The organism is Pseudoalteromonas sp. M8 (genome assembly GCF_018141365.1).
GTDB lineage: Bacteria > Pseudomonadota > Gammaproteobacteria > Enterobacterales > Alteromonadaceae > Pseudoalteromonas.
Genome location: NZ_CP047240.1, coordinates 1,009,208 through 1,030,062 on the forward strand (window position 1 = coordinate 1,009,208; position 20,855 = coordinate 1,030,062).

19 protein-coding genes and 1 pseudogene are annotated in these 20,855 nt (G+C 50.2%); 11 read left to right on the forward strand and 9 right to left on the reverse strand.

Annotated elements, in window-relative coordinates; genetic code table 11:
• The first annotated feature begins 4 nt into the window (after positions 1-4).
• From GSF13_RS09280 to GSF13_RS09300, 5 genes are all read left to right on the forward strand, one after another.
• Positions 5-1,129, forward strand: coding sequence for a TrbC family F-type conjugative pilus assembly protein (locus GSF13_RS09280; RefSeq protein WP_211868985.1), 1,125 nt, complete (start codon positions 5-7; stop codon positions 1,127-1,129).
• Positions 1,113-2,141, forward strand: a complete 1,029-nt coding sequence (locus GSF13_RS09285) for a TraU family protein (RefSeq protein ID WP_096036058.1) — start codon at positions 1,113-1,115, stop codon at positions 2,139-2,141. The genes GSF13_RS09280 and GSF13_RS09285 overlap by 17 nt, the downstream gene beginning before the upstream one ends.
• Before the next feature lie 2 nt (positions 2,142-2,143).
• Entirely contained in the window at positions 2,144-5,836 is a 3,693-nt protein-coding gene (traN, locus tag GSF13_RS09290; protein ID WP_211868036.1) for a conjugal transfer protein TraN, read from the forward strand.
• Between the two features lie 458 nt (positions 5,837-6,294).
• Positions 6,295-7,713: an SIR2 family protein gene (locus tag GSF13_RS09295; RefSeq protein ID WP_004249371.1), complete on the forward strand. Its 1,419-nt coding sequence runs from the start codon at positions 6,295-6,297 to the stop codon at positions 7,711-7,713.
• Entirely contained in the window at positions 7,710-9,749 is a 2,040-nt protein-coding gene (locus GSF13_RS09300) for a DUF87 domain-containing protein (protein ID WP_004249372.1), read from the forward strand. Before GSF13_RS09295 ends, GSF13_RS09300 begins: the two co-directional genes overlap by 4 nt.
• A gap of 408 nt (positions 9,750-10,157) precedes the next feature.
• Here the strand turns inward: GSF13_RS09300 and GSF13_RS09305 are convergent, their stop codons facing one another.
• The 4 genes and pseudogenes from GSF13_RS09305 to GSF13_RS09320 all read right to left on the reverse strand — a co-directional run bounded on the left by GSF13_RS09305 (position 10,158) and on the right by GSF13_RS09320 (position 13,595).
• Positions 10,158-10,871 carry an endonuclease gene (locus GSF13_RS09305; protein ID WP_232015275.1) on the reverse strand — a complete coding sequence of 238 codons (714 nt, stop codon included), beginning with the start codon at positions 10,869-10,871 and terminating at the stop codon, positions 10,158-10,160.
• Positions 10,872-10,873: 2 nt separating this feature from the next.
• A pseudogene (locus GSF13_RS09310) lies at positions 10,874-12,161 on the reverse strand (ISL3 family transposase).
• A gap of 21 nt (positions 12,162-12,182) precedes the next feature.
• Complete coding sequence (gene lspA, locus GSF13_RS09315; protein WP_003821921.1) at positions 12,183-12,695, reverse strand: signal peptidase II; 513 nt, start codon at positions 12,693-12,695, stop codon at positions 12,183-12,185.
• Positions 12,696-12,698: 3 nt separating this feature from the next.
• A complete protein-coding gene (locus tag GSF13_RS09320; protein ID WP_053409936.1) occupies positions 12,699-13,595 on the reverse strand; it encodes a cation transporter in 897 nt (298 codons plus the stop codon).
• A gap of 95 nt (positions 13,596-13,690) precedes the next feature.
• On the opposite strand from GSF13_RS09320, the gene cadR reads away from it, so the two are divergent.
• Entirely contained in the window at positions 13,691-14,098 is a 408-nt protein-coding gene (cadR, locus tag GSF13_RS09325) for a Cd(II)/Pb(II)-responsive transcriptional regulator (RefSeq protein ID WP_053409935.1), read from the forward strand.
• Between the two features lie 102 nt (positions 14,099-14,200).
• Positions 14,201-14,323 (forward strand): hypothetical protein, encoded by a 123-nt coding sequence (locus GSF13_RS24925; protein WP_001297045.1) that lies wholly within the window; start codon positions 14,201-14,203, stop codon positions 14,321-14,323.
• 229 nt (positions 14,324-14,552) lie between these two features.
• Here the strand turns inward: GSF13_RS24925 and GSF13_RS09330 are convergent, their stop codons facing one another.
• Entirely contained in the window at positions 14,553-14,831 is a 279-nt protein-coding gene (locus GSF13_RS09330; protein ID WP_000015696.1) for a tyrosine-type recombinase/integrase, read from the reverse strand.
• 11 nt (positions 14,832-14,842) lie between these two features.
• Positions 14,843-15,034, reverse strand: coding sequence for a hypothetical protein (locus GSF13_RS24690; protein ID WP_009873362.1), 192 nt, complete (start codon positions 15,032-15,034; stop codon positions 14,843-14,845).
• 62 nt (positions 15,035-15,096) lie between these two features.
• Here GSF13_RS24690 and GSF13_RS24990 point away from each other — a divergent pair, with 62 nt between their 5' ends.
• Positions 15,097-15,225: a type VI secretion protein gene (locus GSF13_RS24990; protein WP_001260374.1), complete on the forward strand. Its 129-nt coding sequence runs from the start codon at positions 15,097-15,099 to the stop codon at positions 15,223-15,225.
• A gap of 55 nt (positions 15,226-15,280) precedes the next feature.
• On the opposite strand, the gene tet(C) is transcribed toward GSF13_RS24990, so the two are convergent.
• Positions 15,281-16,471 (reverse strand): tetracycline efflux MFS transporter Tet(C), encoded by a 1,191-nt coding sequence (gene tet(C) / locus GSF13_RS09345; RefSeq protein ID WP_053409934.1) that lies wholly within the window; start codon positions 16,469-16,471, stop codon positions 15,281-15,283.
• A 92-nt stretch (positions 16,472-16,563) separates the two neighbouring features.
• Here tet(C) and tetR(C) point away from each other — a divergent pair, with 92 nt between their 5' ends.
• On the forward strand, positions 16,564-17,223 hold the full coding sequence (tetR(C), locus tag GSF13_RS09350; protein ID WP_001038045.1) for a tetracycline resistance transcriptional repressor TetR(C): 660 nt from the start codon (positions 16,564-16,566) through the stop codon (positions 17,221-17,223).
• 152 nt (positions 17,224-17,375) lie between these two features.
• On the opposite strand, the gene aac(3)-IVa is transcribed toward tetR(C), so the two are convergent.
• On the reverse strand, positions 17,376-18,152 hold the full coding sequence (aac(3)-IVa, locus tag GSF13_RS09355; protein WP_001199192.1) for an aminoglycoside N-acetyltransferase AAC(3)-IVa: 777 nt from the start codon (positions 18,150-18,152) through the stop codon (positions 17,376-17,378).
• 113 nt (positions 18,153-18,265) lie between these two features.
• On the opposite strand from aac(3)-IVa, the gene GSF13_RS09360 reads away from it, so the two are divergent.
• Positions 18,266-18,970 (forward strand): IS6-like element IS26 family transposase, encoded by a 705-nt coding sequence (locus GSF13_RS09360; RefSeq protein ID WP_001067855.1) that lies wholly within the window; start codon positions 18,266-18,268, stop codon positions 18,968-18,970.
• A 189-nt stretch (positions 18,971-19,159) separates the two neighbouring features.
• Here GSF13_RS09360 and GSF13_RS09365 read toward each other — a convergent pair whose 3' ends face one another.
• On the reverse strand, positions 19,160-19,975 hold the full coding sequence (locus tag GSF13_RS09365) for an aminoglycoside O-phosphotransferase APH(3')-Ia (RefSeq protein ID WP_000018329.1): 816 nt from the start codon (positions 19,973-19,975) through the stop codon (positions 19,160-19,162).
• A 129-nt stretch (positions 19,976-20,104) separates the two neighbouring features.
• On the opposite strand from GSF13_RS09365, the gene GSF13_RS09370 reads away from it, so the two are divergent.
• Positions 20,105-20,809, forward strand: a complete 705-nt coding sequence (locus tag GSF13_RS09370) for an IS6-like element IS26 family transposase (RefSeq protein ID WP_001067855.1) — start codon at positions 20,105-20,107, stop codon at positions 20,807-20,809.
• Positions 20,810-20,855 lie beyond the last annotated feature (46 nt).

The window sequence follows — 20,855 nt, forward strand, 5'->3', positions numbered from 1 at the left end:
GATGATGAGAAGACTATGCCTCTTATTTTTGTTGGTTGCTCCATTGGCTTGGGTTCAAGTTTCCTGGGCACAAGAGCCTTATCCGTTGTCTGATGAGGACAAAAAGATCGTTGAAATGAGCCGCAGCATTTTACAAAGTGCTGTGGATGGTTCATCTGAATTTATCGAGCCTTTTTCACCGATTGAACAACCTGCGTCGCTCAAACACAGCGATGAATGGTTGATATTTGCGTCGTCCTCACTGGGGGATTCCTCACTGAAGCAGCTATTTAAAGAGGCCAGTGCTACCGGCGCTATTGTGTTGTTTCGGGGAATTCCTGAAGGAAAGACCTTGGGGGCGGCTATCCGTGATTGGCATACGCTGATGGTGGGACTTGATCCTGTTCCTCAGGTTCGAATCGATCCGAAAGCCTTTGTGCACTGGCGGGTGACTAGCGTGCCTGCCATTTTCCGCATAGAAGATGACAAGGTGACTGCAAGTGCACTGGGGGTTTACAGCAAGGACTGGTTGCAACGTCAAATTGAAACAGGCAATACCGGATCATTGGGTCAACGCGGTCCTATTCATTCGATTTTAGAACCGGATTTGATGCAAGTGGCGACGCAGCGTTTACAGTCGCTTGACCTGGGCGCATTAAAGAAAAAAGCCATTGAACGTTTCTGGTCTCGCCAAACATTTACTGACTTACCCAAAGCCACGCAGTATCGGATAAGAACGGTTGATCCAACCATCGTCATGCAGCGGCCACTATTGGATGCCAATGGCCGAACATTGATCCCAGCAGGAACGCGTATTAACCCGCTAAAAGCCTTGCCATTTACTCAGCAGCTTGTGGTGTTTAATGCGTCGAACGCTGAAGAAGTGGACGCAGTTGCGCATTGGCTTGAGGGCCAAGATAGGACACTGCGCCGCATTACGCTTATCACCACGCAGCTCGACCGTGCACAAGGCTGGAATCGCCTCAATGCGCTCGAAAAGACATTGAATAGTCCGGTTTACCTTCTCAATGCCTCGCTAAAGCAGCGCTTTGATCTGCAAGTCACCCCATCGTTTGTTCAAGCAAAGGGACTCGCGTTTGAAATAGAAGAAATTCCAGCAAAGGAGCTTGTTCATGAAAAAGCTCAATAATACGTATCGTCTGTTGTGGACTCTCGTTGTCATGTTTGTCCTAAGCGCATCTATTCCTGCAAAAGCCGAACTGACCTGCCCAGACGCGGGGTTATTGTCCGGCAAGTTGCTGACGGATGTTTGCTGGTCATGCATTTTTCCTATCCGGGTTGCCGGTCTTCCTCTTGGCTCTGGCAATGTCCCAAGCGGCGCATCAAACAAGTCATTTTGCTTATGTGAAGATAACTTAGGTGTGCCAAGGCCAGGTATTGTTACCAGCATGTGGGAGCCAGCGCGTTTGATTGAACTGGTCAGAACGCCAGGTTGTTCGCCTTCCCTGGGAGGGATTCGCTTACCGTTAGGTGATAGGCGACTGCAAGGTGGTCATGGTGAGGGTGAATACGATACCGGTGATCTCGCTTTCTACCATTACCATTATTACGCCTTTCCGCTTTTGGTCATGCTCGATTTGTTCATGGATGGCAATTGCAATGCCGATGGTTACATGGACTTTGACTTGATGTATTTGTCGGAATTGGACCCGACATGGCTGAACGATGAACTGGCCTTTTTTACTCAGCCTGAAGCGGCTGCCGTTGCCAATCCATTAGCTATCTCTGCTTGTACCGCTGACGCTGCCTCATCAACGCTTGGTAAACCCATCGACCAGTTGTTTTGGTGTGCTGGCAGTTGGGGACATCTCTATCCGTTATCTGGCCACACCTTAGCCTTTGGTTCATTAGCAGAAAACACCAGTCATTTAGCGGCGCGTGCAATCGCGGCTCAACACAGGCGTGGTCTTGCAAGACGAACAATGGGGAACAGTGCGCTATGCCGTCCTGTTATCGAACCCATGCTGCCGAAATCTCAATACAAGATGAGTATGTTCTTCCCAGTACCGGAAACTGAAAGTGCGCATGTCATTGGTGAAAGCACCATGAAATGGGGAGAGTGGCGAACGATCCCCGGTGCCGGAGAAGATGCGCTCTACATTTTGTGGCGCTGGCAAGACTGCTGTAACTCGGGAGGTTAGCTATGAAACCAACATTTTTTACCCGAGTGTTAGCGGGTATTTTATCTATCACTATGGCGTGCTTGCCCTTACATGGTGTGGCCGCTGATGTGCAGCGCCAATCCGGCCTAAGCGGACAACAAGAAGGTAAGCAATTGCTGCAAAACTGGACGATGCCCGCACTCAATGGCAATACATTGTCGGTGCCGAATGGCAGTGGTAATGAGTCCATTAACCTGCAAGAGCTTTTCCCTGGTATGGATCAAGGCTCATTGGATGTCTTAACGGGCGTTTATGGCTCTGATGCCAGCATGAATCAATTGGGGACACAGCGCCAAGAGAGCATGGCATCCGAAAGTGGCGCTACGGGTGAAGCATTTCGTTCGCTACAGCAAATCAAAGACAGGTCTCGGCCAAATATGGTCAATGATCCGCTTTGGGCATTAACTGATGCGGTTCAAACTGACCCAAATCTATTAACGCAAAGCTTCCCCGGCTGTGAGTCTCAAGGTGAAGGCAGCCCAAACTACCAGCAATGTGACAGGCTCAATACAGCGGTTAACAGCTGCACTATTACTCACGATTACACGGCAGGCATTATTGAGCATGTTTCAGGGCCGATGAACCTTCGCTCTTGTGGTGAGGGTTGTCTTGAGGTTTGGATAGGGCGAATTGGTGACAACTACTGGAGTGGCCGTTGTAAAGTATTTGAACAGGCCATCACACTCAAAGTCGTGAATCCCGATGCGATTACCTCTGCCGTTCTTGAGTACGCAAAATGGGATGACTACATGCAAGTGTGGCTTGGCGATCAGAAAGTCTGGTCTGGGCCGAACAATAACTTTCCACCAGAAACGGCAGGTCGCTGCGAGCTCAGTACCAGTTGGGAGCGCAATCCAAATACCGACTTAACCGCTAAGCTAAAAGCGGTAGAGCCAGGTTTAGACGTGCCGGTAAAAATTCGCGTATCGGTTACAGGTAGTGGTGAGGGGTATGCTCGCATCAAGGTGCGCTTTGATCCAACCAAGGTGGTGATGAATGATAGTTGGTCGCCACAATCCTGTATCGAACAAGCAGCGGATATCCCGACGAAGTTTTCAGACTACAGCATTCAATGCACGGATCAGCCGTCTTCAACCAACGGATGTACGGTGGTCAATGGTGTTTCAGTTTGTGAATCCTATTTTGCCCCAAGCCCAGTGGCTGGCATATCGCCTTTGTGTCGGCGTGTACAAGTTAGTGTGGATGATGAAAGCTATAAGGGGATTGAAAATCAGGCCTGCCAAGTGCTTGAAGCGAATCCTTCCTGTGGATTCATGTCGTCAGAATGTGCCGAAACCAATGATAAAGGTGAATGCATTCGTTTTACCGATACCTATGACTGTGGATTGCAAACCAGCGATCCAAAGTGTGTGGTATCCAACCTTATGCCAAGTAGTTTTGAGGCCTGTGAGCCTACTCAGACGATTACGCCATTTACGGAAACCAAGCATGTACCGGATTACCAGGTGTGCGAGAAGATCAGTACGCTTACTCAGTGTCAGTTAGAGCGACGTGTATCCGCTGAAACCCATCAACAAAGCTGGTCCATTGAGCGCGGTTGCTTTAGCTCCGAAACGCTCAGTTTTGTTCCACAGCACAGCAGTACTATGCAAACTGGAAACGCGACGCTGAGGATTTTTGATAATCAAAATACTGAGATACAAATCACCGAGTCGCCATCGAAGGCAAATGGTTGGAAAACGACACTCTCATTGACGGGCAACAAGGAGACGGTGACTGAGACGAAACCGTCCATTAAGTACCCTGAAATGACCTGTCCAAAAGGAACCTTGGTTGGCTCATTGTGCAAGGTCGTTAATGGGTCGATTATTTCGTGGCATGAACCTCAGGAAGTCACTCGTTCCAGATGTGAATCCGGCTGGAATAAAGTCGATTTCGACACTTGCAGCCGAGAAGTCCAGAAGTGTTTGGTTCCTGCGAAACTGAGCGCTTCATTGACCTTCTCCGGCAAGTACTTAGAACAGGACATTGTTCATCAATCAAGTGATCCCGGCATAGACCAATGCTTGATGCAAACGGATCAGTTCACTGCGGTGCAGTGGCAGTGTTTGGATACGGGTACAAAACGAATCGACGGATTAATGGTTGGTAGTGGCGAGTTGGCCAATCTTGGAAGTCTTTATCCGGCTGTTGTTTCGTCTCCTGCTCATTTAACCAGTCGCGGCAGTTCTGATGGACTGGGGCTCTCATGCTGGAGGGCAAGAGCGACCTACAATGCTTCGACTGCTCATCCAGAGTTCAACATGGGCAGCTCAGATAGCTGGGTAGATGCCAATGGTAATACGCAAACCATCGTCAATAACGGACAAAACACGACCACCAATACGTGTGCCGCGCTAGAGCAAAACCCGGCCTGCCAGTATGTCAGAACCGAATGCACTGAAGGCGGAGCTGGTCATGAAGGCTTCTGTTATATCCAAAGTTTGGTGTATGACTGCGGACAAAGCGTTGAAGTGCAAAATGCACGAATGGAAACTCAATACAACTGTGAGGGGCCAGTTCGCTGCATGGGCACAGATTGTTTAGAGCCAGAGTCAATCAAGCAGGCTAACTTTGCAGAAGCCGCAGCGATGCTTAATGCGGCGCAGTTTATGACCAATGATATGTCATGCACGGGCGCTGATGGCCAAGACAACGTCGAGTGTACGGTCTTTAAAGGTAATGCTGGCCAGTGCAAAAAAGCCGTTGGCGGTATAGTGGATTGCTGTGAAAAGCCAAGTGGCGTGTCGTTATCGGACTACATCACGATGATAGTGGCGGTTAACAAGCTTGATACGGCAGTCATGGCTATGAATCCGTCTTCGGCAATCTATGGTTCGTGGAATACGCTTAGAGAGCCGATCACGAGTACCTGGAGTGCGGTCAAAGAGCCCTTTGTGTCTGCATGGGACTCTTTAGTGGGGGCTGGGCCATCAACGGCTGCTGGCGCGGGAGCGGAGCAAGCTGCGACTGGCTTTATGCAGGTGTTGACCAACAAAACGGCTGAATGGGTAGGTACGACCTTTGGTTCGGGGGCACAATCGGCACTGTTTAGTAACGTTGGTGGCGCAGTTGGAGCCGATGGTGTCGTTTCGGGTGGTAACTTTGCCCTGGGGGGCGCTGCGGGCGCGGTTCTGAGTACGGTTATGACGGCCTACATGATTTATTCAGTCACTATGATCCTCATTCAGCTTATCTGGAAATGTGAGCAGAGCGAGTTTGAAATGAACGCCAAGCGGGTATTGAAGAGTTGCCACTATGTAGGCTCTTACTGCAAGTCTAAGTTCTTAGGTGCCTGTGTTGAAAAACGGCAGTCATATTGCTGTTTTACTTCGCCACTTTCACGGATCATTCAAGAACAAGTACGCCCTCAATTGGGCCTTGGTTGGGGCAGTGCCAAGTCACCAAACTGTGAAGGTTTGACCGCGAGTCAGTTAAACCAGGTAGATTGGAGCCAAGTCAATCTCGATGAATGGATAGGTATCTTGTCGATAACAGGCAACCTACCCGAAGTACCGTCACTGGATCTGGAACGACTCACAGGCTCAGGAAGTACGCTAAACGTTGATGGAAATCGTCAGAGTGCCGCAGATAGAGCCATTGAACGGCTAAACGGAATGGATGCCCAGAAACTTCGCCAGGAGGCAACGGAAGAAGTCTCGGGGAACAATTAGAATAAATTGCTCCGTTAGCCCCGTTTTGCAGGACTAATGGAGCAGAAAAAATAATCAATATGCATTTATGTAACTGCGACAAATTTGCAAAAATGTGTTTGTAGTAGTTTCGATAAATAGAGTTGGACATCGGACAGATAGCTATGAGCGAGGAACTGACGTGGCCAACCAAAATCGACCAACCCAGCTAAGCCACTTTTCTCAATATCTTCATTTTTAATTCATACATATTTGGGCTTGGATACCTCAAATATGTATGCAAACGTTCTGTATTGTAAAATGTCATGCTAAGCTCGAAAGCACGATTGAACACCTTGGTGTCGAGATTGAAGATGTACTAAGGATTTCAGATAGTTGTGACGGATGATTCAATGCCAACGGCTTAAGTTGTAAATATTCATGGCAGACGTTTGTGTCCCCAACGCTATATCTTTCACACAAATATGAGAAGTGTATTTATGACTATTCAGCAAATTAAAGTTGGCAGTGTTCCTGATATTATTGAGCTAACACCAAACTCCAATGAGCAAAGTGATTCTTATCCTTTTATCCTATCAACGAATACTTCATGGGGAGAACAGGGTTCTAAAATATCAATAGAGAAATTACGCCAAAATATTGAGCCTTGGTTAACAGCACTTTTTCAATCCGAACATTTAAATCTATTGATCGGTGCGGGTTTAAGTACGTCTATTCAAATGTCGGCTACAGGCGTGCCACCCGTTGGAATGGGGTGGATCAGTGATCTAGCGGTCTGTCAAAGCGAAATAAATGAATTCGCTACAAAAGCTGCCAAATCGGCTGGTCGCGCACAAGGAAATATAGAAGATCAAATTAGAGCTATTAATGAACTTATCAAAGGTCTTGAAATTTTAACAGTGTTGGATAGCCCGCAACCTGAAAACCCCCCGGCTCCATATGCAGCCTATAGAGACCTAAAAGCTGATTTAGCTGCAATTAAGGGGGAATTGTCTCGATGTCTAGGTGAGTTTTCAAAATCTGTCAGTACAGGAGAACACTTAATTAAAAGTGCTGAAAAAAAACGAAAAGAGGAAACTTTCAATTATCTTGTGAGTTTCTTAATGAGCTTTGCAAGTAGAACCGCTACACGCGACAGATTGCATATTTTTACAACGAACTATGACCGAATTATCGAGGTTGGTGCTGAACTTGCTGGTTTAAGACTCATAGACCGTTTTGTTGGAAGTATTGCTCCCGTTTTTAGATCCTCAAGATTAGAAGTTGATTATCACTATAACCCTCCGGGAATACGTGGTGAACCAAGATATTTGGAAGGAGTGGCACGTTTTACCAAACTTCACGGTTCTCTAGATTGGCACGAACAAGATGGTGCGATTAGGCGCTTTGGCCTACCTTTTGGAGCTCGCTCTGTTGAACCGTTTCTAGAAGCAGAGGGGCACGAAAGCGATAGTTATGAACAACTTATGATTTACCCTAATTCAGTCAAAGATAGAGAAACCGCTGAGTACCCCTATGTAGAGTTATTTAGAGACTTAGCAGCAGCGACTAGCCGTCCAAACAGTACATTAGTCACGTATGGCTATAGCTTTGGTGATGAGCATATAAACAGAGTAATTGAAGATATGCTTACCGTTCCATCTACCCATCTAGTCATCATTGCTTTCGGAGATCCGCTAGAAAGAATTATGAACTTCATTGGTAAAAGTGGAAGAAAAGCTCAAATCACTTTACTAATGGGTGACCATTTGGGGGATCTAAAAACTTTGGTTGATAACTATCTACCTAAACCAGCCATAGATAAAGCATCAATAAAGATGGCCGAATTACTAAAACAGCGAGGCTTTATCCAGTCAGAACACTCAGGTAATGCAACTACCACCGAGGTAACATCATGAGTTACTTGCCTATAGAAAGACTGGAACAGTTACGAATCGGAACCGTTGGTTTTGTATCGCCTAGTGAAATTAGAGTTTCCTTAGAAATTGATTCCCCAGACTCAGTCTCTCTTCAAGGAGGCTCACCTCGCAACTTTCCTCGAATCAACAGTTATGTGCTTATAAACAGTGATGATGGATTTCTAGTTGGTCAAGTTGAGTGGATCGCAGTAGAACACTCGCCATACCCCAAAAGAAGAGGCTTGCAAGATTTTGGCTTGATAGACTTACCTTTTCCTCTAAAAAAGCTCAGTATCAACCCCGTTGGTACATTGAGAAGCGATAGAAAAAACGATGGTTTCAAATTCACCAGAGGAACAGATGCATTTCCTTCAGTTGGTGATTCAGTGCTTTTACCTACTGACCAACAATTAAACTCAATAATCGAATCAGGTGAAAACAGAAGGGTTAAAATAGGAGATAGTCCTCTAGCTAACAATGCAGAAATAAAAATCGACCCCGATAAGCTTTTTGGGCGACATATAGCTGTTTTAGGCAACACAGGTAGTGGTAAATCTTGCTCTGTGGCGGGACTAATTCAATGGTCACTGGACGCAGTTTTACAACAGGGCCAAACTCCGAACGCTCGATTTATAATACTTGATCCTAACGGGGAGTACAGCCGAGCATTTGGTCCAAAGTCAAAATATAAGGGGAATTTATTGCGCGTAGAGGCTAACTCTGATTATGGTGAGTTAGAACTTAAAGTACCATCATGGCTATGGAACAGTTCAGAATGGGGGGCGTTCACTCAGGCAAGTTCAAAAGTTCAACTCCCATTACTACGACGAGCTTTGAGGGCGATGAGAAATGATGTGTTGTCAGAAGATGATGTGACAATTCAAGCAAAACATTTTTGCGGAATACTTTTAGTTTCAATAAGGCAACTAGCAAGTCAAGGGCAGATATATGTGAATGGTGGTCATGCCAAAGGCTTAGTTGAAAGTTTAACGTCATGGGAAACTAGCCTCATAACATTAAACGAAAAAATCCACAACCAACCTTTCAATAGTGTAATAAGCACGATAAATACTTACCTATCTTCCAGAAGAGGAGCACAGTGGCCTGCTAAGCCTGAAGTCAGTGATACTGATAAGTTGATTTCTGAGTTAAAAGAAGCTCATGTTGCACTTGGTGGTGATGAACAAGAACTTCTCCCGAAAAGTGAAGATACGCCTATTCGCTTTGAAGGTGATGACTTCGTCGCCTATCTCGAAGCTTTAGCACAAGAAACGGGAACTGAGCAGTTCATGGAATTTCTTTTGACTCGAATTCGCACAATGCTAGGTGACACCCGAATTAGTGCAGTTACTAAAGATTCTGAGGAACCAATAAGTTTAACTGATTGGCTAGATACTTTTCTTGGGAAGGATACTCATGGTGCTATCACTGTTATCGACCTATCACTAGTTCCCAATGAAATTATCCATCTTGTAACAGCAGTAATCTCTAGAGTGACTTTTGAAGCTCTTCAACGATATCGGAAGATGAATGGAAAACCATTACCAACAGTAATGGTTGCAGAGGAAGCTCATACATTTATCAAACGATACAAAGAAGAAAGTGAGAGTCAATCAGTTTCTGATGTGTGCTGCAAAGTATTTGAAAAAATCGCTCGCGAAGGGCGTAAATTTGGTTTGGGACTAGTAGTATCATCCCAACGACCTTCTGAGTTATCTCCTACTGTTCTTTCTCAATGTAATACTTTTTTACTGCACAGAATTAGCAATGATAGAGACCAAGAACAAGTTCATAGGCTTGTTCCCGATAACATGAGGGGGCTATTAAGAGAGCTACCATCGCTACCATCTCGACATGCAATTTTACTCGGATGGGCTTCAGAACTACCGGTGTTAGTTCGAATGAAAGAACTTAGTGAAGAGCAAAGGCCTCAGTCTGATGATCCTGACTTTTGGGACGTATGGTCTAACTCCACAGGTGAGCCTCGTGAAGTAAACTGGCAGCCAATCGTTGAAGAATGGCAAAACAGAGATTAATTTACCAGCCAAATTAGCGCCAAATAGATGCTTAACAATACGAATAAGATTAACTTTCTATGGCGCATTTGTTCCAAAGCGATGAGTGGCGTGAACTATTAGTGGTGTGCGAATCAATAGGCTATTACGCTAATTTCGATAAACGGGTACTTTCCAAAGTGACTTAGGGTTCCTTTCTGACAATTTATTAAATGCATAGATATTAACGACGCTATACGAGAGAAATTTGGGGGAATTACGATTGATTGAAAATTCGACTTAATTCGACAAAGCTGATGATGGTTCAAAAGCGAGTCAGATCCGAACGTCCACTTTGGCAGTTGCCGACTATCAGATTAATTTTAGTAATGTTAATCTGATTTTCGCTAAAAGAACCTTGTCCAACAAGTTTGTCTCAGCTAGTTTCAATTAACAGCTATTTGACACATGGCAGTTAGAGTTACCTTGAATAGTTTTAATCTTAAAATCACGCACTTTTTCCCATTCGTCAACAGGGTCCATTCTTGACCAAGCTTCAAATAGCTGAGTTTGTTGCCTACTGAGTCTTAGGCCGTATTGATCTCGCATGTAGAAATAAATTCTAGCAATATCACCCTGACGGTTAGCTGGTGGTTCTGCTCGACGGTCTTTGAAATCAACTTCGAAATCACATTGACCATAGGATCTTGGTTCATTCGGAATCATGCCAAATCGAAAATTTGACCTATCCCCATTGAGCTCTCCTACAGATGGTACGAGGTTATGGAGATCCGAAACCATTTTAGAAAACTCAGGATCATTCTTTTCGCAGTTCCGACGACCACCATTTTGCCAGCATTGGCGTTGATGGCCAATTTCCCAAGCTGAGACTACATGTTCCCACTCTAAGCGTTCACCTCGTTTCGGTTGCTTTCTTGGTTCATATCCGCAAGATGCAGCATCAATCGCACCATCATTGCTATAGCTACATCCACAGTAAAACGTACTCTGGTTGTCTTGGTAAATTTCTCGGGCAAATCGTTTTGCCTGACTGAACGATGTGGGGTGTTCTGCAATTGCAGGTATAGCGAATAACGCTATAAAGAAAGGGTATACGGATTTAATGGTTGATGGGGCACCTTCACCCCACCAACCTGATACCACCCTCAGATGGTTGATAGATCGACCCCGTAGTTGAGTTCCTCTGCGAAGTCCGGCAGTCCGTAACCGATGGTTTTCTTGTAGAACGGAGAGACCTTCGCAGTCGGAGCCTTCTTCTTGTGCTTCGTAGTGTAGAGCATTCGTGCCCGCATCACCTCGAAGGAGTAACCTCGCCCTTCACGGTTCTTGTCCTTGGCCAGTCGGTTGATGGACTCCGTGTAAGCATTGGTGACGGGCATGTCCGTCTCGAAGTAGGTCATGATCTCTTCGCGCCAGTTGCCCACAGCCCTGACCAGATCGCTCCAGACTTCCTTCTGGCCCTTCGGAATGGTGGCTATCCAGTCGTCCAGGGCGGTTTCTGCCTGGGGTCGTGTGGTGGCGTCCCAGATGCCGTAAAAGCGTTCCTTGTGCTCGTAGGCGGCCAGCAGTTGCGGGAATGCGCCTGTCCAGGTCTCCATGATGAAGCGTTCCCGGTCTGAGACTTCGTGAGCGCGTTTCAGCAGGATTTTCCGGTCTCCCTTGAGAGTCCGGCTCTGGGACGGTTTCAGCTCCTTTCTGGAGCCCTTGCGCACTCTCTAGGGCATCGTTGGCCATGCGCACCACATGGAACTTATCGACCACGATACGGGCCTGGGGCAGCACAGCCTTGACCGCTGCCCGGTAGGGGTTCCACATGTCCATGCTGACGATCTCGACCTTCTGCCGGTCTTTCAGCTTCATCAGGTAGTTGGTCACCACGTCCTGGCGGCGGGTGGCCAGCAGGTCGAGCAGGGTTCGCTCCTCAATGTTGGTCAGAATGCAGCGGTAGCGCTTGTTCAGGTATAGCTCGTCAATGCCCAGGATGCGGGGCGTCTCGAAGCGGTGCCAGCGCCCCAGGAACTCGGCGCGGGCGTTGAAGATGTCGCGCACCGTCTTCTCGTCCAGGCCGGTCTGTGCCGCCACAAAGGTGTAGGGGTGGTTGAAGGATTCCTTCTCCACGTACTCATGCAGCCGCAGTGTCATACGGAATCCGTCCACCATCTCCGGTAGCTAGGGCCTGAATGTTGTCTTGCAGGCCCGGCAGGTGTATCGGCGGCGGACCACCCAGAGAGTGACCCGCTTGCTGTGGATGGGCAGATCACGATAGGGAACGTCACGCTTGCCGAACCGTACGAACTCACCCTGCACGCCGCATTCCTCGCAGGCGATGGGATCGGGCACGTCCACCTGGAAGTGCATTTCGTCGTCGGTTGATTTGCAGCCCAGTACTTGGTATTGCGGCAGGTGAAGGATGTTGTCGGGAAGTTCGGTCATGGTGTTGTATAGGCGTAGGTGTCAGTCAGATCCATCCGACTCGGCATTGGTGTTTGCTTTTTTACCCAACAAGCTGCTGGAAACGAAAAGTAAGGCACCGAGGACAATTGCAATATCAGCCAGGTTGAAGGCCGGCCAATGCCAGTCTCGCCAATAGAAATCAAAGGAATCCACAACATAGCCGCGAAAGACCCGGTCAATCAGGTTGCCCATGGCGCCACCGAGGATAAGACTGTAAGCGATGGCTTCTCCTTTATGACGATTTTCAAGGATCAGCTTGATCAGAAAAATCGAGACCACTACCGCGATTCCGATAAAAAAGTAGCGCTGCCAGCCTCCACCATTCGCAAAAAGACTGAATGCGGCACCGGTGTTCCATAGGTGCACCCAGTTAAAGAACGGGGTCACCGAAACATACTCGCCATAGGCCATTGATTGCTGCACCAGCCACTTTACAGCCTGATCAGACGCTGCCAGCAGGCCCGATATGGACAATAGGGCATACGGCGAGAGCTTTTTGCCAATAATGAGCATTATTTAACCCTTCAACGCCAAAATGCGTCTGGCACCGTTAAGTACAATGCCCCCCGCGATGGTGCCGATAATCAGATCCGGATAATTGGAACCGGTCCACGCGACCAGGGCGCCGGCGGTGATGACCCCCAGGTTGATCACCACGTCGTTGGCCGAGAATATCCAGCTTGCCTTCATGTGCGCCCCGCCTTCCCGATGTTTGGATATGAGCAGCAGACAACTGGTATTGGCAATCAATGCGACGAATGCGATAGCCATCATCACCAGCGATTCAGGCTCACTACCGAATACAAAGCGCCTCACGACCTCTACGAGTACGCCAACAGCCAAAACCAGTTGGACCACACCAGCAACGTGCGCAACACGGACCTGCCTTTTCACGCTATGCCCAACCGCATAAAGAGCGAGTCCGTACACTGCCGCATCAGCAAAATTGTCCAGAGACTCTGCAATGAGGCCAGTTGACTGAGCCATCAGACCGGCAGTCATTTCCACCACGAACAGAAGTGCATTGATGCCGAGCAACCAGCGCAGGGTCCCGGATTCTTGCTTAGCAGAAGCTGCCGAAAACTCGGCGGCCTTGATGGTCTCCGGATTTGCAGCGACGGTTTCCTGAAGCGAGGCGCCTAGCCCCAAGGTCTTCAGTTTCGAGGTGACGGGCTCGACCTCGCCGTCATGCACGACCTTCAGCCGGCGGTTCGACAAGTCGAAGGACAGCGCCCGAATCTCCTCAAAGCCGTTCAGGGCTAGGCGAATCATTCGTTCTTCTGATGGACAGTCCATCTTCGGCACGGCATAAACACTGACCCATCTCCCTGGCGCCTCGGAGGAGGCCTGTATATCGGTATCCGCTGCGGACGTTGCATCACCGCCACAGGCGCCACCACAGGATTTGCTCATGATACGACTCCACTTGAACAATGTTGTGGTACCATTTAAAACTATAAAGCTACTATAAGGTCAATAGAGTAAAGAATCCGTTGGGGAGGAGGCTGATGCGCATTGGTCAGTTGGCGCAGTTGGTAGGGGTCGAAACACAGACGATCCGCTTCTATGAACAGCAGGGCTTGTTGCCGCCGCCTGATCGGCAGGACAACGGTTACCGTGTCTATACCGAGAAGCATGGTGAGGGGCTGGCCTTCATCCGTCGCTGCAGAATCCTGGGCCTGTCACTGGCTGAGGTTCACGAACTACAGAGCTATCAGGACGACCCTCATCAGCCTTGTACCGCCGTCAACGCCTTGCTCGATGATCACATCTCTCATGTGCGGTCGCAGATAACCGCTCTGCAAGCGCTTGAGAAACAACTCGTTTCACTGAGAGCGAGTTGCAACGATGACCGGGAAGTTGAGGCGTGTGGGGTTCTTGCTGGAATTAGCGAAGGAAACATGCACCAGCAGTAGGTGAAGCATCAACCAGATAATCCGATGAGATGCCGGTCTGTCTCACTCTCATGCAAAGGTAAGATCAACCATTTAATCCGCTTACCCTGAAATGTAAGGCCTTTGAATAAGACAAAAGGCTGCCTCATCGCTAACTTTGCAACAGTGCCCCTGCGTGCGCTGCTGCCATGTCCACTACCTGACGCCGGTGATGGTGATGGCCTCGCCGGAGCGGGAATTTCTTAACCTCGACGAATTTAGACGATCGGCGGGCGAGGGGATGTCGTGGCAAGGTCCGCCTTGCGCTGCTCCGCAAGGGCGACACCAGCGGGTTCGTCGGCGGCCACGCCTAGCGCGACCGCAACCAAGCGTCGAAAAAGTATACGCTCGTCACCCGCCGTCTCCTGTGCTGAGAGTCTCAGGCCGATCGGCCGGCAGGGCTCAATGTCAGCAAACGCGTGATGAGCGGTGGCCTTCAACAGTGATAAGGCGGCACCAGAGAAAAATCACTCAGGGTCAATGCCAGCGCTTCGTTAATACAGATGTAGGTGTTCCACAGGGTAGCCAGCAGCATCCTGCGATGCAGATCCGGAACATAATGGTGCAGGGCGCTGACTTCCGGTGCCAGCAGATATTTTGGCAGTTTGCCTTGGATCAGAGCCATCTGACGCAGGGCTAGTGCAGCCGGATAGTCAATAGCTACCGGCAGCGGTGCGGACTGTTGTAACTCAGAATAAGAAATGAGGCCGCTCATGGCGTTGACTCTCAGTCATAGTATCGTGGTATCACCGGTTGGTTCCACTCTCTGTTGCGGGCAACTTCAGCAGCACGTAGGGGACTTCCGCGTTTCCAGACTTTACGAAACACGGAAACCGAAGACCATTCATGTTGTTGCTCAGGTCGCAGACGTTTTGCAGCAGCAGTCGCTTCACGTTCGCTCGCGTATCGGTGATTCATTCTGCTAACCAGTAAGGCAACCCCGCCAGCCTAGCCGGGTCCTCAACGACAGGAGCACGATCATGCGCACCCGTGGCCAGGACCCAACGCTGCCCGAGATGCGCCGCGTGCGGCTGCTGGAGATGGCGGACGCGATGGATATGTTCTGCCAAGGGTTGGTTTGCGCATTCACAGTTCTCCGCAAGAATTGATTGGCTCCAATTCTTGGAGTGGTGAATCCGTTAGCGAGGTGCCGCCGGCTTCCATTCAGGTCGAGGTGGCCCGGCTCCATGCACCGCGACGCAACGCGGGGAGGCAGACAAGGTATAGGGCGGCGCCTACAATCCATGCCAACCCGTTCCATGTGCTCGCCGAGGCGGCATAAATCGCCGTGAAGATCAGCGGTCCAATGATCGAAGTTAGGCTGGTAAGAGCCGCGAGCGATCCTTGAAGCTGTCCCTGATGGTCGTCATCTACCTGCCTGGACAGCATGGCCTGCAACGCGGGCATCCCGATGCCGCCGGAAGCGAGAAGAATCATAATGGGGAAGGCCATCCAGTCTCGCGTCGCGAACGCCAGCAAGACGTAGCCCAGCGCGTCGGCCGCCATGCCGGCGATAATGGCCTGCTTCTCGCCGAAACGTTTGGTGGCGGGACCAGTGACGAAGGCTTGAGCGAGGGCGTGCAAGATTCCGAATACCGCAAGCGACAGGCCGATCATCGTCGCGCTCCAGCGAAAGCGGTCCTCGCCGAAAATGACCCAGAGCGCTGCCGGCACCTGTCCTACGAGTTGCATGATAAAGAAGACAGTCATAAGTGCGGCGACGATAGTCATGCCCCGCGCCCACCGGAAGGAGCTGACTGGGTTGAAGGCTCTCAAGGGCATCGGTCGACGCTCTCCCTTATGCGACTCCTGCATTAGGAAGCAGCCCAGTAGTAGGTTGAGGCCGTTGAGCACCGCCGCCGCAAGGAATGGTGCATGCAAGGAGATGGCGCCCAACAGTCCCCCGGCCACGGGGCCTGCCACCATACCCACGCCGAAACAAGCGCTCATGAGACCGAAGTGGCGAGCCCGATCTTCCCCATCGGTGATGTCGGCGATATAGGCGCCAGCAACCGCACCTGTGGCGCCGGTGATGCCGGCCACGATGCGTCCGGCGTAGAGGATCCACAGGACGGGTGTGGTCGCCATGATCGCGTAGTCGATAGTGGCTCCAAGTAGCGAAGCGAGCAGGACTGGGCGGCGGCCAAAGCGGTCGGACAGTGCTCCGAGAACGGGTGCGCATAGAAATTGCATCAACGCATATAGCGCTAGCAGCACGCCATAGTGACTGGCGATGCTGTCGGAATGGACGATATCCCGCAAGAGGCCCGGCAGTACCGGCATAACCAAGCCTATGCCTACAGCATCCAGGGTGACGGTGCCGAGGATGACGATGAGCGCATTGTTAGATTTCATACACGGTGCCTGACTGCGTTAGCAATTTAACTGTGATAAACTACCGCATTAAAGCTTATCGATGATAAGCTGTCAAACATGAGAATTCGCGAATGAACAAGCTCCAACGCGAGGCCGTGATCCGAACCGCGCTCGAACTGCTTAACGACGTGGGCATGGAAGGTCTAACGACGCGCCGACTGGCTGAGCGCCTCGGGGTGCAACAGCCAGCGCTCTACTGGCATTTCAAGAACAAGCGTGCGTTGCTCGACGCACTTGCCGAAGCCATGCTGACGATAAATCACACGCATTCGACGCCAAGGGATGACGACGACTGGCGTTCGTTCCTGAAGGGCAATGCATGCAGTTTTCGACGGGCGTTGCTCGCTTATCGCGATGGCGCGCGTATTCATGCCGGGACGCGGCCAGCCGCGCCGCAGATGGAAAAAGCCGACGCGCAGCTTCGCTTCCTTTGCGATGCTGGCTTTTCGGCAGGTGACGCGACCTATGCGTTGATGGCAATCAGCTACTTCACCGTCGGCGCTGTTCTTGAGCAGCAAGCTAGCGAGGCAGACGCCGAGGAGCGGGGCGAAGATCAGTTGACCACCTCAGCGTCTACGATGCCGGCGCGCCTACAGAGCGCGATGAAAATCGTCTACGAAGGCGGTCCGGACGCGGCATTCGAGCGAGGCCTGGCTCTCATCATCGGCGGTCTTGAAAAAATGAGGCTCACTACGAACGACATTGAGGTGCTGAAGAATGTTGACGAATGACAGGGGGCGGCAGGTGCGGAGGGCGCGGTTGCTTCGTCATATGAAGCAAAGTCACCTAGCTGAATTAATGGGTGTGGATCAGGCAACCGTGTTGCCCCAGCAATCAGCGCGACCTTGCCCCTCCAACGTCATCTCGTTCTCCGCTCATGAGCTCAGCCAATCGACTGGCGAGCGGCATCGCATTCTTCGCATCCCGCCTCTGGCGGATGCAGGAAGATCAACGGATCTCGGCCCAGTTGACCCAGGGCTGTCGCCACAATGTCGCGGGAGCGGATCAACCGAGCAAAGGCATGACCGACTGGACCTTCCTTCTGAAGGCTCTTCTCCTTGAGCCACCTGTCCGCCAAGGCAAAGCGCTCACAGCAGTGGTCATTCTCGAGATAATCGACGCGTACCAACTTGCCATCCTGAAGAATGGTGCAGTGTCTCGGCACCCCATAGGGAACCTTTGCCATCAACTCGGCAAGATGCAGCGTCGTGTTGGCATCGTGTCCCACGCCGAGGAGAAGTACCTGCCCATCGAGTTCATGGACACGGGCGACCGGGCTTGCAGGCGAGTGAGGTGGCAGGGGCAATGGATCAGAGATGATCTGCTCTGCCTGTGGCCCCGCTGCCGCAAAGGCAAATGGATGGGCGCTGCGCTTTACATTTGGCAGGCGCCAGAATGTGTCAGAGACAACTCCAAGGTCCGGTGTAACGGGCGACGTGGCAGGATCGAACGGCTCGTCGTCCAGACCTGACCACGAGGGCATGACGAGCGTCCCTCCCGGACCCAGCGCAGCACGCAGGGCCTCGATCAGTCCAAGTGGCCCATCTTCGAGGGGCCGGACGCTACGGAAGGAGCTGTGGACCAGCAGCACACCGCCGGGGGTAACCCCAAGGTTGAGAAGCTGACCGATGAGCTCGGCTTTTCGCCATTCGTATTGCACGACATTGCACTCCACCGCTGATGACATCAGTCGATCATAGCACGATCAACGGCACTGTTGCAAATAGTCGGTGGTGATAAACTTATCATCCCCTTTTGCTGATGGAGCTGCACATGAACCCATTCAAAGGCCGGCATTTTCAGCGTGACATCATTCTGTGGGCCGTACGCTGGTACTGCAAATACGGCATCAGTTACCGTGAGCTGCAGGAGATGCTGGCTGAACGCGGAGTGAATGTCGATCACTCCACGATTTACCGCTGGGTTCAGCGTTATGCGCCTGAAATGGAAAAACGGCTGCGCTGGTACTGGCGTAACCCTTCCGATCTTTGCCCGTGGCACATGGATGAAACCTACGTGAAGGTCAATGGCCGCTGGGCGTATCTGTACCGGGCCGTCGACAGCCGGGGCCGCACTGTCGATTTTTATCTCTCCTCCCGTCGTAACAGCAAAGCTGCATACCGGTTTCTGGGTAAAATCCTCAACAACGTGAAGAAGTGGCAGATCCCGCGATTCATCAACACGGATAAAGCGCCCGCCTATGGTCGCGCGCTTGCTCTGCTCAAACGCGAAGGCCGGTGCCCGTCTGACGTTGAACACCGACAGATTAAGTACCGGAACAACGTGATTGAATGCGATCATGGCAAACTGAAACGGATAATCGGCGCCACGCTGGGATTTAAATCCATGAAGACGGCTTACGCCACCATCAAAGGTATTGAGGTGATGCGTGCACTACGCAAAGGCCAGGCCTCAGCATTTTATTATGGTGATCCCCTGGGCGAAATGCGCCTGGTAAGCAGAGTTTTTGAAATGTAAGGCCTTTGAATAAGACAAAAGGCTGCCTCATCGCTAACTTTGCAACAGTGCCAATTTATGAGTAAAGGATTATGTCCACGATAAGCACCTGGGTCGATTCCTGGGAGGCGGCCATGAGGGTAGGGAAGCGCCGTCCCGTCAAGTCAGCGTAATGCTCTGCCAGTGTTACAACCAATTAACCAATTCTGATTAGAAAAACTCATCGAGCATCAAATGAAACTGCAATTTATTCATATCAGGATTATCAATACCATATTTTTGAAAAAGCCGTTTCTGTAATGAAGGAGAAAACTCACCGAGGCAGTTCCATAGGATGGCAAGATCCTGGTATCGGTCTGCGATTCCGACTCGTCCAACATCAATACAACCTATTAATTTCCCCTCGTCAAAAATAAGGTTATCAAGTGAGAAATCACCATGAGTGACGACTGAATCCGGTGAGAATGGCAAAAGCTTATGCATTTCTTTCCAGACTTGTTCAACAGGCCAGCCATTACGCTCGTCATCAAAATCACTCGCATCAACCAAACCGTTATTCATTCGTGATTGCGCCTGAGCGAGACGAAATACGCGATCGCTGTTAAAAGGACAATTACAAACAGGAATCGAATGCAACCGGCGCAGGAACACTGCCAGCGCATCAACAATATTTTCACCTGAATCAGGATATTCTTCTAATACCTGGAATGCTGTTTTCCCGGGGATCGCAGTGGTGAGTAACCATGCATCATCAGGAGTACGGATAAAATGCTTGATGGTCGGAAGAGGCATAAATTCCGTCAGCCAGTTTAGTCTGACCATCTCATCTGTAACATCATTGGCAACGCTACCTTTGCCATGTTTCAGAAACAACTCTGGCGCATCGGGCTTCCCATACAATCGATAGATTGTCGCACCTGATTGCCCGACATTATCGCGAGCCCATTTATACCCATATAAATCAGCATCCATGTTGGAATTTAATCGCGGCCTCGAGCAAGACGTTTCCCGTTGAATATGGCTCATAACACCCCTTGTATTACTGTTTATGTAAGCAGACAGTTTTATTGTTCATGATGATATATTTTTATCGGCACTGTTTCAAATAGTCGGTGGTGATAAACTTATCATCCCCTTTTGCTGATGGAGCTGCACATGAACCCATTCAAAGGCCGGCATTTTCAGCGTGACATCATTCTGTGGGCCGTACGCTGGTACTGCAAATACGGCATCAGTTACCGTGAGCTGCAGGAGATGCTGGCTGAACGCGGAGTGAATGTCGATCACTCCACGATTTACCGCTGGGTTCAGCGTTATGCGCCTGAAATGGAAAAACGGCTGCGCTGGTACTGGCGTAACCCTTCCGATCTTTGCCCGTGGCACATGGATGAAACCTACGTGAAGGTCAATGGCCGCTGGGCGTATCTGTACCGGGCCGTCGACAGCCGGGGCCGCACTGTCGATTTTTATCTCTCCTCCCGTCGTAACAGCAAAGCTGCATACCGGTTTCTGGGTAAAATCCTCAACAACGTGAAGAAGTGGCAGATCCCGCGATTCATCAACACGGATAAAGCGCCCGCCTATGGTCGCGCGCTTGCTCTGCTCAAACGCGAAGGCCGGTGCCCGTCTGACGTTGAACACCGACAGATTAAGTACCGGAACAACGTGATTGAATGCGATCATGGCAAACTGAAACGGATAATCGGCGCCACGCTGGGATTTAAATCCATGAAGACGGCTTACGCCACCATCAAAGGTATTGAGGTGATGCGTGCACTACGCAAAGGCCAGGCCTCAGCATTTTATTATGGTGATCCCCTGGGCGAAATGCGCCTGGTAAGCAGAGTTTTTGAAATGTAAGGCCTTTGAATAAGACAAAAGGCTGCCTCATCGCTAACTTTGCAAC